The sequence below is a fragment of the Taishania pollutisoli genome (assembly GCF_014518315.1).
Taxonomy (GTDB): domain Bacteria; phylum Bacteroidota; class Bacteroidia; order Flavobacteriales_D; family Crocinitomicaceae; genus Taishania; species Taishania pollutisoli.
In genome coordinates this window covers 308,134-322,417 of record NZ_JACVEL010000001.1, presented here as the reverse complement: position 1 = coordinate 322,417, position 14,284 = coordinate 308,134, and the positions used below count along the sequence as shown (strand labels likewise).

Sequence of the window (14,284 nt, the reverse complement as noted above, 5' to 3'; positions counted from 1 at the left end):
ATTTACACGTTGCACAGCCTATAACTTTTGAAACAATGTTAAGGGCAAAACACAATTCCCCGCACGAACGGGAAATTGAACTGTATACAACTCAATTCGAAGAAGATAGGGAGGTCATCCCGGCCGGATTTCAGGTGCTGTCAAACCTGGATCGCTCCGTGCTGGATGTAAACAGTCAACTCACCAAACGCAAACTCCCGTTGATTGCAGATATCCTGCTAAAGGTAAAAGAAGCCGCTCCGTTTGATTATGTGATTTTTACCAATATGGATATTGCGTTGATGCCTTATTTCTATGATGCTGTTTTTTCTTACCTCGAAAAAGGACATGACGCATTGGTCATCAACAGAAGAAGAATTTCCGACCGGTATAAATCGGTGGAAGAACTCCCGTTGATGTATGCCGATTTGGGAAAATCACACCCGGGATTTGATTGTTTTGTAATTAAAGCTACGTTACTGGATCGTTTTATTCTCGGAGAAATTTGTGTCGGGATCTCATTTTTAGAAGCAGCATTGGTGCACAATATTTTCTCATTTGCAGAAAACCCCTTGTACATTCCGGATGCTCACCTTACGTTTCATATAGGGATGGACGTGTTGGTTCCCCGTAACAATGCATTTTACAAACACAACAGGAATCAGTTTTTTGAGAACATCTACCCGAAGCTGCAACCGTATTTTGAGCTGAAAAAATTTCCGTACAGTACACTTCCCTTACCGAAGCGTGCATTAAAATGGATGTTAAATCCAAGCATTTTTACCCGGAATTACCTCAATTTAGAAGGTAAGAATCTCTGGCAACGAACCAAAGCCCGGTTGGATGAGGTGCGTTGGCGTATCCTGCAAAAATAAGTATGAATTTTCAGACCAATGTCTTTTCGTATACTTCGGCAATCACACCGACTGCGTAGTCAATCTCTTCTTTTGTAGTGTAACGTGAAAAAGAAAAACGAACATTCGGACGAGACAAATCGGCATCAATTCCTGTTAATACGTGCGAACCTTTGTTAGCACCCGAAGTACAGGCACTTCCACCACTTGCAGCGACTCCTTTCAAATCCAGTGTGAACAACAACATCCCCGATTTTTCTGTCGCAGGTAATTTTACATTCAGAACGGTATATAAAGATGCTTCAGGAGCAATAGATCCATGAAATCCGACGTCCGGAAGCTGCTCTTTCAGGCGTTCGATCATATAGGATTTTAATTCCTGTACATGTCGTTGGTGACTTTCAACATCTTCGTATGCCAATTCCATTGCTTTCGCCAATCCGACAATTCCATACAAGTTTTCAGTTCCTCCGCGAAGCCCGCGCTCCTGACTTCCTCCATGGATGAGGTTTTCAACTTTCACTTTTTTACTGCAGTATAAAAAACCGACACCTTTCGGTCCGTGAAATTTATGAGCAGCACAGGTAATGAAGTCAATATCCAGTTCTTTCAGATCAAAGGCATAGTGTCCCATCGTCTGCACAGTATCCGAATGAAAAAAGGCATTGTATTTTCTGCACAAGTCGCTTACACGTTTCAGCGGGAGCAAAATTCCGATTTCATTGTTGGCATGCATCAGAGAAACCAGTGTTTTTTTCGATGTATCCGCAAGTAATTCTTCTAAGTGTTGTAGATCAACTGTTCCGCAATCATCCGTTTTGACAAAGACCATTTCAGCTTTCCCTTCTTTTTCCAATGCTTCAACGGTGTGTCCTACAGCGTGATGTTCAATCGGAGTAGTAATTACGCGTGTCACTCCTAACAGGTGAACCGACGAATTGATTGCCATGTTGTCGGCTTCTGTTCCTCCACTTGTAAAAATAATTTCAGAAGGTTCACAATGCAGCAACCGCGCTACTGTGCGACGTGAATTTTCCAGCAACGCTTTTGCTTTTCTTCCATAGGCATGTGTTGAAGAGGGGTTACCAAAATCGTCCTGCATCACAGCTGTCATGCAGTCAATAACCTCTTTCGCCATTGGTGTTGTAGCGGCGTTGTCCAAATAAACGTTTTTCATCTTAAAAATTAATTACAATACGTTAAAATCAACAAGTGGTAGCAGGGCTGAATGTGTATAGAAAATGTCTTATGGATTATGGTTGCTGAAGAAAACACCGATACGTTCGATCGTTTCAACCATTTTTGCACCTGAAAGTCCGTGCCCTTCGGCAGGAATAATCCAGGAGTCAACCATTTTTCCTTTTGTGTTCAATGAATCAACTAACCACATGGTTTGCTGAACAGGAACGACATTGTCTGTATTACCGTGAAATAAAATCGATGGAATAGCTGTTGATGTATAATAAATCGGGCTGGATTCAAAATAGATATCCGGAACATCTGCAGGAGTCCCTCCCGTTACCAGTTCAATCAATGCTTTTGAATCCGGCAAAGCGTCATAACCTTGTGCCAGATGTGTAGGCGGGTAATAAGCAGCTACTGCTTTGATTGTATGATCACTATTGTTTTTGTATGAATGCAATAGCGCCAGATGTCCTCCCGCACTTGCTCCGACCATTGTGATGTGATTCGGAGAAATATTCCATTCAGCACATTTGGATTTGATGTAGCTCACAGCAAGTGCAACATCTTCTTCCTGTGCAGGAAATCCGTTTGTATACGGGTCTGCGGAACACAATCTGTAATTGATTCCAATGAAAGCATATCCTGGTAAATGCTTCTTGAACGTTGTCAGCAAACCGGTTAATTCATGTTTGTCTCCTGAGCTCCAGCCTCCTCCGTGAATATAAACCATTACTTTCGTCGAATCATAGCTTCTGTCTTCCGGTAAATGGACATCCATCACATTCCGGGGGTCAGTACCGTAACTTTGATTGTAAAGTACCTGTCCCGGAATTTCAGGTTCTTCCTTGTCTTTCTTTTTACAAGAAGAAAAACCCGTCAAAAACAGGCAAATAAGCAACAGACCGGAAAAATGGATGTATTTCATATAACGGCTTTTATATCAATTAGATTGATTGAAAATCAAGTGTAAAGATACAAAAAAACAGTGGTTCGGATTTTCTTTTTGATTTTTTTGTTTTTCATGCAGATGTTCATTTACATCGTTGAATCGAAAAGTTTCATTAGTTTATTCTTAAAAAAAAACGCATATTTGTCTAGGAACATATATGCAAGAATTAAAATGAAAATTTACCCATTAAATACAGGAAATTTTAAATTAGACGGAGGTGCCATGTTTGGTGTCGTACCCAAGTCAATCTGGTCAAAAACAAATCCTGCTGACGAAAACAATATGTGCAACTGGGCGATGAGAAGTATGCTTATAGAAGACGGTAACCGGCTTATTCTCATTGATGCAGGAATTGGTGACAAACAAAGCGAGAAGTTTTTCTCTCATTATTATTTACACGGAAATGATTCATTGCATGGCAACCTGAAACAGTTGGGATTTCATGCCGATGATATTACAGATGTTTTCCTGACACATCTGCATTTTGATCATTGCGGAGGAGCAATTCAGTGGAACAAAGATCGTACGGGATTTGAGCCGGTGTTTAAAAATGCAACTTATTGGAGTACTGAAAATCATTGGAAATGGGCAACGGAGCCGAATCCGAGAGAAAAAGCATCCTTTCTGACAGAAAATATCCGTCCCATCCAGGAAAGCGGTCAATTGAAATTCGTAGAACGGACAGGTGATTATACGAAGCAGGTTTTTCCAAACTTTGATGTCTTCTTTGTCGACGGTCATACGGAAAGTATGATGATTCCGCATATCCATTACCAGGGAAAAACAGTAGTCTTTATGGCGGACTTACTTCCGAGTACCGGGCACATTCCGCTTCCATACGTGATGGGCTATGACACCCGTCCGTTGCTGACATTGACGGAGAAAGAAAAATTCCTGAACACGGCTGTGGAACATAACTACTATCTGTTCCTTGAGCATGATAGCGTCAATGAAATCTGTACACTACAAAATACAGAGAAAGGCGTTCGGTTGGGAGATACCGGTTCGTTCAATGAACTATTTGGCTAATCAAAATTATTGCTATGAATAACTATCTGATTGAAATTTTAAAAGAAGAGAACACCGTCATCCTTCCCGGTTTCGGGGCATTTACTGTCGTTAACAGAGCGACAAATGAATTGATGTTTATGTCGTTTATGAAGTACAACGACGGGACATTGGTAAATTTTATCGCAAAAAAAGAAGGAATCTCCGCTGAAGAGGCGAAAGAAAAAATTGACAACTATGTAGCAGAAATCAATGCAGCGATAGATGGGGACGGAATGTTCAAATTAGATCAGATTGGTGTGTTTACAAAAGACAGTGCCGGGGAAGTGCAGTTTTCACCAACACCGGGAGATGCAGCAGTGACTGCACCGGTGGTAACTGTTGTTCCGGAACCGGAGGTTATTGTTGAAATACCAGAGGAAATTGCTCCTGTTGAAGAGGAAATACACAGAGTGGAAGAGGTGCCGGAAGAAATTCCTGTGCCTGTAGAAACAATTAATGCATATGAAGAGCAGGTAACGGAGGAAGAAGTGGAAGTCGATGAGGTAGATGTTCCGTTGGTGAATGCGGAAGAACCTGTTGTTGAAATTCCGGTTGTTATTGAAGAAAACATCCCGACTCCGGCTACTGAAGACGAGCAGTGGAATGATGATTTGGATCTTCCTCCGGTGAATTATAAACCGGAACGTCCGAAACAGCCGATTCTGGAGAAAACTAAAAAAGATAAAAAACCGCGGAGAAGTGGTACGCTGATACTGATGATTATCGCATTACTGGTAACTGGAGGGGCAGCGTATGTCGGGTTCAATTATAAAGATCTGAAGGATAAAATCCCTTTCCTGGCAAGTGCTGAAAAAGAAGTAAAAGAAGACATGAAGCCAGTGGAAGATATTGAAACTCCCGAAGAACCGGTGGAGGAAATTCCGGAAGAGGAAGTCGTGGAAGAAGTTGCTGAAGAGGTGGCTCCCGAAGTAACTCCGGAACCGGCAAAGGAAACCAAGCCTACTCCAGCCGCTTCTTCAGCCAACGGAATCAGAGTGGATAAAGCGCTTCCGATTCAGGTGATTGTCGGTTCGTTTGGAGAGGTTGCCAATGCTAACCGTATGGTTGAAAAATTACAGGCGCAGGGATTCCCGGCACAAATTATCGGCGTATATGGCGGGTTACATACAGTAAGTGTGGCATCCTTCAACTCAATGGATGAATACAAGGCGAATCAGTCACAATTGCAAAGCGCCGGTGCACATTGGGTAAAAAAGTAACCGCAAATTTGTAGCTTTGCCGGCAAAAGAAGCAAACATGGAATGGACAACAATTAAAGAATACCAGGATATCACATTTAAACAATGCAACGGGGTTGCCCGTATTGCGTTCAACAGACCCGAAGTACGCAACGCATTCCGTCCGAAAACGGTTTCGGAACTGCTGGAAGCATTGATCATCGCACACGAATCACAGGAAATTGGTGTGGTGTTGATCAGTGGAGAAGGGCCTTCACCCAAAGATGGCGGATGGGCGTTTTGTTCCGGTGGAGATCAGCGGGTGCGTTCAACAACAGGATACAAAGGAGAAGACGGAGTGAACCGTTTCAATATTCTGGACGTACAACGGCAGATTCGTTTCATGAATAAAGTGGTCATTGCTGTCGTTCCGGGATGGGCTGTCGGAGGAGGACACAGTTTGCATGTAGTTTGCGATTTGACCCTTGCGAGCAAAGAACATGCGGTTTTCAAACAAACGGATGTGGATGTGGCAAGTGTGGATGGCGGATTCGGTTCGGCATATCTAGCCAGACAAGTCGGGCAAAAACGCGCCCGGGAAATTTTCTTTCTGGGAAAATCGTACTCCGCACAGGAAGCCTTCGATATGGGAATGGTCAATGCCGTAGTACCCCACGATGAGTTGGAGCAAACAGCTTATGAGTGGGCGCAGGAAATACTGACCAAAAGCCCGACAGCCATTAAAATGTCCAAATTTGCATTTAACCTCATTGATGATGGGTTGGTAGGCCAGCAAGTGTACGCAGGAGAAGCGACGCGATTGATCTACATGACAGAAGAAGCTGTGGAAGGAAGAAATGCATTCTTAGAGAAACGTCCGCGTGATTTTTCGAAGTTTCCGAAATTTCCGTGATCAGCAGATAGAATATTAAATGTAAAAAGCGCATCTCAATTCATTGAAATGCGCTTTTTTATGAGGTTTTATTCGTTTATTTCTTGAAAAACTGACCGATAAATCCAAACAAACCTGCTACACCACCCGATTTAGATTGTTTTGAGTTTCCTGAACTTTGGGTAAAAGAACCAAGTAAATCTGTAATCATATTCAAATCAACATGCTTCAGCAATTCAGGAAGCGAGTCGGCAACTTTCTTTGCCATGTCATCAGACAACCCGACCTTGGAGATCAATTGTTTTACAAAATCACTTTGAAGGGCAGACTGAAGTTGATTATCAGCAACGGTATTGGGTTTTGAAGAAAGTAAACTCGACAAGGCTTTCGGATCACTAAATGCTTTTGACCGGATCAGTTCGTATGCCTGATCGACCACCTGAGGTTGTTTGTCTTCACTGATTCCGATCTTCGTCAGTGTTGATTTAACCGTCTCATTTTTTAACAGGGATTGAATATCCATGACAGCGGGAATTTATTTTTCGTTCACGTATTTATGGTAAATCCTTCCTTCCCATCCTTCAATGGTGTAGTAGATTTCACTTCCTTCTTCTTGCTTGTACGCCACATCTTTCAGGTCAACTTCCAGGGTTGTTGTCTGGATTGCTCTGCAATTATCCCCGTTGGCATGGTGTACAATCTGTAATGAGCGAATCGGTGGGTACGATTTTGCTATCGCCAGGCTTCCGATCACTTCAAAGGTGTGTTTTTGACAGCCACCACCATACGACAAATCAATGTACATTGTATTTCCTTTAATTTCTACCGTATCAATGCTGATGATCGGGTCCGAATCTTTGACAAATTGCCCCGTAGTGGCTTTTACTTTAACAACATTCATGGTTGTTCGTTTTATTGCGTTACCAGTATCTCCTTCACCTGCATTCTTCTTAGATCCGCAGGCGAACATTAACAGCCCGGCTGTAAGTATGGTCATTAACTTCATAATTAAAACAAATTGACATTTGATTAAACAGTTTTCCAAATATAATACCAACATTGGTAATTCGGTAAAAAATAGCAGGTTATTTTTTGTCTTATTGCAGAAAGAGTTGTGTAATTCGGCAATACATTAAACTTTAACTAAACACAAAGTTTCATTGTTTTTTTAGGGGAAAACGTTAATTTTTCAACAGATGTAACAGTGATATGAAACAACGTTTAAATTTGAGCCCTTACGAATGAAGTTGCGGTTTTTTATTACACATTTTATAATTTTATTCGATCAACATTTCCGCAATAGAGCGCAGATTGTTTCTCTGTTCAGGTAACAGGCCTGAATCAAAGGAAATCTTTCTGTGATTTTTTTAATTATTATTTTTGAGGTTGTGAAATTTTAATAATTTAGCACCTCCGACAGGTGTCCCGATCAGGGAGTTAGTTGGTTTCTGTCAGTCGAAAAGACTGGTGTGTGTGTAATTAATGTTAAAGTATATGGCAGAGAAAAGTAAGACCGGAATGTACGAAAGTGTGATGAAGCAGTTTGAAAAAGCCGCTGATATCATGAATCTGGATTCGAACATCAGGAAGATTTTATCAAATACAAATAATGAAATTGTTGTTCACTTCCCGGTGAAAATGGACAACGGTTCCGTAGAAGTATTTACAGGATACCGTGTTCAGCATAACAATGCGTTGGGACCATACAAAGGAGGGTTACGTTACCACCCGACAGTTGATATTGACGATGCCAGAGCATTGGCAATCTGGATGACCTGGAAAACCTCACTGGCAGGTCTTCCGTACGGAGGTGGAAAAGGAGGGATTCAATTGGATCCTGTGAAGTACTCTGCGTCTGAGTTGGAACGTATCACACGTCGTTTTACATTCGCGTTGGGAGGAAACATCGGGCCTGAATACGATATTCCGGCTCCGGATGTTAACACCAATGCACAGATCATGGCGTGGATGGCAGATACCTATATGTCAACGAAAGATTCTGATTCCCGTTCAAAATATGCACACGTTGTAACTGGTAAGCCGATCAACTCAGGAGGATTGGAAGGACGTGACCGTGCAACAGGATTCGGTGTGGTTACAACATTGCAATCATGGGCTGACTGGAAAAATGAAACGCTGGAAGGAAAGTCATACATTGTACAAGGATTTGGAAATGTTGGTCAATGGACAGCTCACTTCATGAAAGAGAAAGGAGCCAAGATGGTTGCCGTTCAGGATCATACGGGGACAATCTACAACGAAAACGGAATTGACCCGATTGAATTGCTGGAGTATGCGAAAGGAAACAAAGGCGGAGTAGCCGGTTATCCGAAAGCAGAAGCAATCGACAATGATAAATTCTTTGCATTGCAGTGTGATATCTGTATTCCTGCAGCGTTGGGAAGCCAAATTACAGGGGCGAATGCAAATGACATCAAGGCAAAAGTAATCGCTGAAGGAGCAAACGGTCCGACAACTCCGGAAGGAGAAGAAATCCTGTTGAAGAAAGGAGTAAGTATTATTCCGGACATTCTGTGCAATTCAGGAGGTGTAATCGGAAGTTATTACGAGTGGTTGCAAAACAGAAACGGAGAGATCTGGCAGATGGACGATGTAATCGGAAAACTGGAAAGAAAACTGATCAACTCGTTTGGAAAAGTTGTTGTAGCTGCCGCTGAATACAAAGTTGATTTGAGAACAGCAGCATACATCGTTGCAATCCGTCGAATTGAATTGACATACAGAGAAAGAGGTGTATTCCCATAGTCTTTGGTGAATTAATTGATAAAAAAACAAAACGGGGCAGAAATTTTTCTGCCCCGTTTTGTTTATAGATTCTCTGTGTCGGCTATTTTTTATTCCGTGGATGAAACGAAATAATCGCATCCCGAAGGAAACGCTCGTCCAGGTGTGTGTAAATCTCCGTTGTGGTAATGGATTCATGCCCCAGCATTTCCTGGATGGCACGCAGGTTGGCTCCTCCTTCAAGTAAATGTGTGGCAAATGAATGCCTGAATGTATGCGGTGAAACAGGTTTGTTAATGCCTGCAGCGATGGCTGTTTGTTTGATCATGGTAAAAATCATGACACGTGTCAGTTGAGCACCCCGCCGGTTCAGAAAAACAATTTTTTCGTGTTTCGGGAGAATGTTCAGCTTTGCACGGGAGTTATTCCGGTACGAGGTAATTTCCTCCTCTACGGATGGACTTACCGGAACAAGTCGTTCCTTATTTCCTTTCCCAATGATGCGGATAAAACCTTTGTCGAAATGCAGATCTTCAAACCGCAGATTGACCAGTTCGGAGACACGCAAACCACAGCTGTATAATGTTTCGATAATTGCCCGGTTGCGCTCTCCCTCTGCTTTTGACAAGTCGACGGCACGAATCATCAGATCAATTTCCTCAATGGTCAATACTTCCGGTAATTTGCGGCCAAGTCGTGGTTGTTCCAGTAACTCGGACGGATCATCGGAAATTTCTTCTTCCAGGAATAAATACGCATAAAATTGTTTGATCCCGGAAATGATGCGTGCCTGTGAACGGTTGCTCAACCCCAGATCATACAATTCAGCAACAAACTGCACCAAATCGCTGTGCGTTAATTCCGTTGCGTTCTTTTTGACCGCCTGTGCGAAATCCCTCAACTTTTCCACATCCCGTGTATAGGCTTCCACCGAATTTGCTGCCAATCCTTTTTCGATTTTCAGATATGCGATAAAATCATTAATATAGTGCTCCCAATTCGACATGTGTATGAAAATATTGATTGTAAACGGTCCGAATCTCAACTTACTCGGTCAACGTGATGTACAAATGTATGGTTCTCGATCATTCGACGATTATTTTTTGGAATTAAAAAATCAATTTCCGGGTGTTGAGTTGGTCAGTTTTCAATCCAATGTAGAAGGAGAACTGATCAATATACTACAACAATCAACTGCGGACGGAATCATTTTGAACGCCGGTGGCTATACGCATACCAGTGTTGCGATCCGCGATTGCATTGATGCCATTGCCGTTCCTGTTGTCGAAGTGCACTTATCCAATATCGCCAAACGGGAGTCATTCCGTCATGAATCAATGATCACACCTGTTTGCGCAGGAAGCATCATGGGATTCGGATTAAGGTCCTATGAGTTGGCGGTGAAGTATTTTGTCAGCTGATGCAAGTGATCATCATTGAAGGCCTGGTATGATTATATGCGACATCCGTTTGCTGATTATTCCTGGAGTGAGGGAGACTTTCCTGAAAACCGTTCTGTTGCCGGAAGGAAAATAATCGGAATTGATAAAAAAGGCTATTTTTGTAATAAAAATCGAATTTTACGTTAGTAAGGTAATGAAATCTTGGTTACTTATTTTCATGGCATTGGTTGGGTTTGGAGCAGTTGCCCAAAAGGAAAAACCAAAGAATTACCGCAAGTTTGACGAACGATTGTTTCATTTTGGGTTTATGCTGGGCGCAAATTCCTCCGGTTATTCTTTATCTCCAAAAGTGGATGCATACCAGCAATACGGATTGAAAGGGATGACTGTCAAATCGCAACCGGGAGCTCAGCTGGGGATTTTAACAACCATGAAAATCGGAACACCAATGGTGCGTCTGCGGTTTATTCCTTCACTTTCATTTCAGGAACGTGTCATCAACCAGGTATTTGTTAATCCGGCTGATTTGGAAAAAGACATTCTCAATGAAGAACGCATCAATGCAACCAGTCTGGATTTCCCGTTAATGTTTCAGTTCAGAACGCTTCGTCTCAATAATTTTGCAGCCTATTGCCTTGTCGGAGGTCAGTATTCGTTAGATTTACAATCCCAACAGGATGCAGCCCAGCAATTTGACGACCCGTTTATCAAAATGAAAAAACACGATGTTCTCGGACAGGTAGGTGCCGGAGTTGAATTCTTCGCACCGTTCTTCAAATTCGGAATAGAAATCAAATATTCTCACAGCTTTATGAACGGCTTTATTCAGGACAATACACGTTCATCGCTGCCAATTGACAAAATCTACAACAGCGGCTGGATATTTTCGATTATTTTTGAAGGATAATGGTAAAAGAAATTCAGTTTCAGGTTACTCCTGAGCAAGCTGTTGATAGTGTATTCTTGAGCTCCAGAATTAAAAACGATCTGGGGATCAAAACCGATGATTTCACCTTTCAATGGAAAAAACGATCAATCGATGCCCGCAAAGCAGCAATTAAAATCAATTGTACATTTGATGTATTTATCGGAGAACCGCTCCCTGTATTTGATGCTGAATTTAATCCCGGAAATGTTTCCGAATCCCCGGAAGTTGCGATTGTAGGTGCGGGTCCGGCTGGAATTTATGCGGCACTCCGCTGCCTGGAATTAGGATTGAAACCGGTTGTGTTTGAACGTGGAAAAGATGTCCGTTCGCGAAGAAGAGATCTGGCGAAGCTGAATAAAGAAATGATTGTTAACCCGGAATCCAATTACTGCTTCGGAGAAGGTGGAGCAGGAACGTATTCCGACGGAAAATTATATACCCGGTCGAAAAAACGGGGGGATGTGTTGCGGGCATTGAAGTGGTTTGTGCATTTTGGCGCCGAATACGATATTCTGGTAGACGCACATCCGCACATCGGAACGAATAAATTGCCACATATCATTGTAGCAATGCGGGAAGAGATCATCAAATGGGGAGGAGAAGTTCACTTTGAGACCAGGGTGACAGATTTTATACTGGAGAATGGATCAGTGACGGGGGTTGAACTCAATTATAAAGAACAACGACACTTTGAAAATGTAATCCTGGCAACCGGACATTCGGCACGCGATGTATTTGAATTGCTGCACCAAAAAGGGATTGCTATTGAAGCCAAACCGTTTGCACTGGGTGTGAGAATTGAACATACGCAGGATGTAATCGATACGATTCAATACCATGGACGAAAAAATGACGAGTTCCTGCCTCCGTCTTCCTATTCCCTGGTAACACAAGTGGATGGAAGAGGGGTGTACTCTTTTTGTATGTGTCCGGGAGGAATCATTGCTCCGTGTGCAACCGCAGAAGGAGAAGTTGTTACCAACGGATGGTCTCCGTCCAAACGCAACAATCCGTATTCCAACTCGGGAATTGTGGTTGCGGTATACCCGGAGGATTTTGAGAACAGTAAAGATCCGTTTGTCTGCCTGGATTTTCAGAAAGAAATTGAACAGAAATGCTGGGAAGCAGCAGGGAAAACACAACGTGTTCCGGCGCAGCGAATGGAAGATTTTGTGAATGAAAAACAGTCGAAAGACTTTCCAAGAAGTTCGTATCAGCCGGGAATTGTTTCCGTCGATCTACATACAGTTCTCCCGCCATTTATCGCCAAACGTTTGCAGCAGGCATTCAAAGATTTCGGAAGAAAAATGAACGGTTACCTGACGAACGATGCCGTGTTGCATGCACCGGAATCCCGTACGTCTTCCCCTGTTCAGGTCCCGAGAAATCCGGAGACGCTGGAGCATGTTTCAGTTGCGGGCCTTTACCCGTGTGCTGAAGGAGCGGGTTATGCCGGAGGAATCATATCCGCGGCAATTGATGGCATGAAATGTGCTGATGCGATCGCTGCCAAATATGCCGGTCTCAAAAATAATTGACCTGCATGGAGAGCGATGTGTTTTTATTGTACTTTTGACTTAAATTAATTGAATGTATGAAAAAGTTATTTAATTTTTCGTTGATTATTACTGCTACTGCGTTGATTATTACTGCTTGCGGCGGGTCAGGAAAATCGCGGTCATTGATAGAAAGTGTCTCTTCATTTTTAAATGGAAATGAGACAATCATTGGTTTTGGATCTGCCAGAATGAATGACATTCTTGAAAAAACAGGCTACCAACAGGAAGCGAAAATCAAAGCGTTTTTGAATGAGCCACTGGGACAGTTGAAAAGTTCTGTTAACCTGGATGCTCCCGTTTATTTTGCAATTGAAGGTCCTATTGTGGATGGCAATCCGACAGCAACGTACCTGTTCATTGAAGTGAAGAATGCAGATTCCCTGAAAGCAAACCTGACAAAAAATGGATTTGAAGTCAAAAAAGGAGGTGATTTTGACTATGCCGGAGAAGGTGATATGAACATTGCATTCGATCAGGGAGTTGCCATTGTATTGATCAAACCCAATGTTTCGGATGCAAAAACAGCGTTAGCGGAAGTGCGTAAAAAAACGCAGGGAGACGTAAGCACCGGTTACATTGCAGACATTTTAAGTAAAAAAGAAGACATCGTATACGGTGCCAGCCTGGCGAATCTGTATGGCACTTCCAATACAGACCTGGAGGATTTGAGCGCTGATAAACAAAAAGAACTGCGTGCAATGCTGCAAAATTCATACATTGAAAGTGGATTGAAATTTGAAAACGGAGCAATCGTTCTGGAAACAAAAAATCACTTCTCAGAAGCATTGAAGAGCAAATTGTTCCTGAACAAAGACGGAGGAGCTAAAATCCTGAGCAACTTAGGAAACGGAAAACCAAGAGTCGGGGTTTCATTGAACATTGACACGAAAAAACTACAGGAGTTTCTGGATGAATATGCCCCGAACGCATTGGAAGACCTGAGCGATGGCATCGGGGGACCGTTTGCAATGGCGATGATGGTGGCCAACAACGATATTTCCAAGCTGATTGATGGTCGGATCGGAGCACTGGTGTTGGGAGACGCAACGCAAGTTGTTGAAGGAATGACGCCGGATTTCAATTTCTATGTGGGACTTTCCGGGCAAGGAAAAAATTTTGGACAAACCATTAAAGATGCCATTTCATCCGATTTCCAGGTGGTGAATCTGACAGATTCGGGGATTGCTGGATTTTCATCTTCAGCATACGCCGGAAAGGGAATTACCTTACCGGAAGGAGCTGAGAATTTCGGAAAAGATGCATTTAACCTGTTCATTGACCTGAGCGATGTAAACCTGGATGAATTCCAGTTGGAGGGAGGTGCAAAAATGGCGGAATTGGTAAAGTACATTTCTGTCAGTTATAACCTGGAAGGAGGTCAGGTCATTATCAAAGCAAAAGATGGCAAAGAGAATGCATTGAAACAACTATTCAACAAGGCGTTGAGAACATTTGAAGATGAAATAGCAATCTGATTCGCCTCTGTATATCGTATTGAATCCTCCTGTTTTTAGGGGGATTTTTTACTTTCAACTGTTCGGATTTATAGACGGTGGTGCATG

14 protein-coding genes are annotated in these 14,284 nt (G+C 42.6%); 9 read left to right on the top strand and 5 right to left on the bottom strand.

What is annotated here, in order from left to right; translation table 11 throughout:
* Nucleotides 1-35: 35 nt before the first annotated feature.
* On the top strand, nucleotides 36-854 hold the full coding sequence (locus H9Y05_RS01380) for a hypothetical protein (RefSeq protein WP_163492405.1): 819 nt from the start codon (nucleotides 36-38) through the stop codon (nucleotides 852-854).
* Nucleotides 855-864: 10 nt separating this feature from the next.
* Here the strand turns inward: H9Y05_RS01380 and H9Y05_RS01375 are convergent, their stop codons facing one another.
* Both H9Y05_RS01375 and H9Y05_RS01370 read right to left on the bottom strand, forming a co-directional pair.
* On the bottom strand, nucleotides 865-2,010 hold the full coding sequence (locus H9Y05_RS01375) for a cysteine desulfurase family protein (protein WP_216713297.1): 1,146 nt from the start codon (nucleotides 2,008-2,010) through the stop codon (nucleotides 865-867).
* Between the two features lie 69 nt (nucleotides 2,011-2,079).
* On the bottom strand, nucleotides 2,080-2,943 hold the full coding sequence (locus tag H9Y05_RS01370) for an alpha/beta hydrolase (RefSeq protein WP_216713296.1): 864 nt from the start codon (nucleotides 2,941-2,943) through the stop codon (nucleotides 2,080-2,082).
* 195 nt (nucleotides 2,944-3,138) lie between these two features.
* Here H9Y05_RS01370 and H9Y05_RS01365 point away from each other — a divergent pair, with 195 nt between their 5' ends.
* From H9Y05_RS01365 to H9Y05_RS01355, 3 genes are read left to right on the top strand one after another with little or no spacing between them, the layout of a single operon-like run.
* Nucleotides 3,139-3,996 carry an MBL fold metallo-hydrolase gene (locus H9Y05_RS01365; protein ID WP_216713295.1) on the top strand — a complete coding sequence of 286 codons (858 nt, stop codon included), beginning with the start codon at nucleotides 3,139-3,141 and terminating at the stop codon, nucleotides 3,994-3,996.
* 14 nt (nucleotides 3,997-4,010) lie between these two features.
* A complete protein-coding gene (locus H9Y05_RS01360; protein WP_216713294.1) occupies nucleotides 4,011-5,237 on the top strand; it encodes an SPOR domain-containing protein in 1,227 nt (408 codons plus the stop codon).
* A gap of 37 nt (nucleotides 5,238-5,274) precedes the next feature.
* Nucleotides 5,275-6,108 carry a 1,4-dihydroxy-2-naphthoyl-CoA synthase gene (locus H9Y05_RS01355; RefSeq protein WP_216713293.1) on the top strand — a complete coding sequence of 278 codons (834 nt, stop codon included), beginning with the start codon at nucleotides 5,275-5,277 and terminating at the stop codon, nucleotides 6,106-6,108.
* 76 nt (nucleotides 6,109-6,184) lie between these two features.
* Here H9Y05_RS01355 and H9Y05_RS01350 read toward each other — a convergent pair whose 3' ends face one another.
* Nucleotides 6,185-6,610, bottom strand: a complete 426-nt coding sequence (locus H9Y05_RS01350; protein WP_216713292.1) for a hypothetical protein — start codon at nucleotides 6,608-6,610, stop codon at nucleotides 6,185-6,187.
* Nucleotides 6,611-6,622: 12 nt separating this feature from the next.
* Nucleotides 6,623-7,084, bottom strand: a complete 462-nt coding sequence (locus tag H9Y05_RS01345) for a hypothetical protein (RefSeq protein ID WP_216713291.1) — start codon at nucleotides 7,082-7,084, stop codon at nucleotides 6,623-6,625.
* Between the two features lie 497 nt (nucleotides 7,085-7,581).
* Here H9Y05_RS01345 and H9Y05_RS01340 point away from each other — a divergent pair, with 497 nt between their 5' ends.
* On the top strand, nucleotides 7,582-8,853 hold the full coding sequence (locus tag H9Y05_RS01340; protein ID WP_235992063.1) for a Glu/Leu/Phe/Val family dehydrogenase: 1,272 nt from the start codon (nucleotides 7,582-7,584) through the stop codon (nucleotides 8,851-8,853).
* A gap of 82 nt (nucleotides 8,854-8,935) precedes the next feature.
* Here H9Y05_RS01340 and xerD read toward each other — a convergent pair whose 3' ends face one another.
* Nucleotides 8,936-9,838, bottom strand: coding sequence for a site-specific tyrosine recombinase XerD (xerD, locus tag H9Y05_RS01335; RefSeq protein WP_216713290.1), 903 nt, complete (start codon nucleotides 9,836-9,838; stop codon nucleotides 8,936-8,938).
* A 4-nt stretch (nucleotides 9,839-9,842) separates the two neighbouring features.
* On the opposite strand from xerD, the gene aroQ reads away from it, so the two are divergent.
* The 4 genes from aroQ to H9Y05_RS01315 all read left to right on the top strand — a co-directional run bounded on the left by aroQ (nucleotide 9,843) and on the right by H9Y05_RS01315 (nucleotide 14,197).
* Nucleotides 9,843-10,253: a type II 3-dehydroquinate dehydratase gene (gene aroQ, locus H9Y05_RS01330; protein ID WP_163492416.1), complete on the top strand. Its 411-nt coding sequence runs from the start codon at nucleotides 9,843-9,845 to the stop codon at nucleotides 10,251-10,253.
* A gap of 175 nt (nucleotides 10,254-10,428) precedes the next feature.
* The gene (gene porT / locus H9Y05_RS01325; protein WP_163492417.1) at nucleotides 10,429-11,142 is read left to right on the top strand and encodes a type IX secretion/gliding motility protein PorT/SprT; all 714 of its coding nucleotides are present in this window, start codon (nucleotides 10,429-10,431) and stop codon (nucleotides 11,140-11,142) included.
* Nucleotides 11,142-12,701 (top strand): NAD(P)/FAD-dependent oxidoreductase, encoded by a 1,560-nt coding sequence (locus tag H9Y05_RS01320; RefSeq protein ID WP_216713289.1) that lies wholly within the window; start codon nucleotides 11,142-11,144, stop codon nucleotides 12,699-12,701. The genes porT and H9Y05_RS01320 overlap by 1 nt, the downstream gene beginning before the upstream one ends.
* Nucleotides 12,702-12,757: 56 nt before the next feature.
* Nucleotides 12,758-14,197: a DUF4836 family protein gene (locus H9Y05_RS01315; RefSeq protein WP_216713288.1), complete on the top strand. Its 1,440-nt coding sequence runs from the start codon at nucleotides 12,758-12,760 to the stop codon at nucleotides 14,195-14,197.
* Nucleotides 14,198-14,284: the final 87 nt, after the last annotated feature.

Coding starts and splice junctions, on each gene's coding strand:
- H9Y05_RS01380 (WP_163492405.1), top strand. CDS start 36: ATGTTAAGGGCAAAACACAATTCCCCGCACGAACGGGAAATTGAACTG.
- H9Y05_RS01375 (WP_216713297.1), bottom strand. CDS start 2,010: ATGAAAAACGTTTATTTGGACAACGCCGCTACAACACCAATGGCGAAA.
- H9Y05_RS01370 (WP_216713296.1), bottom strand. CDS start 2,943: ATGAAATACATCCATTTTTCCGGTCTGTTGCTTATTTGCCTGTTTTTG.
- H9Y05_RS01365 (WP_216713295.1), top strand. CDS start 3,139: ATGAAAATTTACCCATTAAATACAGGAAATTTTAAATTAGACGGAGGT.
- H9Y05_RS01360 (WP_216713294.1), top strand. CDS start 4,011: ATGAATAACTATCTGATTGAAATTTTAAAAGAAGAGAACACCGTCATC.
- H9Y05_RS01355 (WP_216713293.1), top strand. CDS start 5,275: ATGGAATGGACAACAATTAAAGAATACCAGGATATCACATTTAAACAA.
- H9Y05_RS01350 (WP_216713292.1), bottom strand. CDS start 6,610: ATGGATATTCAATCCCTGTTAAAAAATGAGACGGTTAAATCAACACTG.
- H9Y05_RS01345 (WP_216713291.1), bottom strand. CDS start 7,084: ATGACCATACTTACAGCCGGGCTGTTAATGTTCGCCTGCGGATCTAAG.
- H9Y05_RS01340 (WP_235992063.1), top strand. CDS start 7,582: ATGGCAGAGAAAAGTAAGACCGGAATGTACGAAAGTGTGATGAAGCAG.
- xerD (WP_216713290.1), bottom strand. CDS start 9,838: ATGTCGAATTGGGAGCACTATATTAATGATTTTATCGCATATCTGAAA.
- aroQ (WP_163492416.1), top strand. CDS start 9,843: ATGAAAATATTGATTGTAAACGGTCCGAATCTCAACTTACTCGGTCAA.
- porT (WP_163492417.1), top strand. CDS start 10,429: ATGAAATCTTGGTTACTTATTTTCATGGCATTGGTTGGGTTTGGAGCA.
- H9Y05_RS01320 (WP_216713289.1), top strand. CDS start 11,142: ATGGTAAAAGAAATTCAGTTTCAGGTTACTCCTGAGCAAGCTGTTGAT.
- H9Y05_RS01315 (WP_216713288.1), top strand. CDS start 12,758: ATGAAAAAGTTATTTAATTTTTCGTTGATTATTACTGCTACTGCGTTG.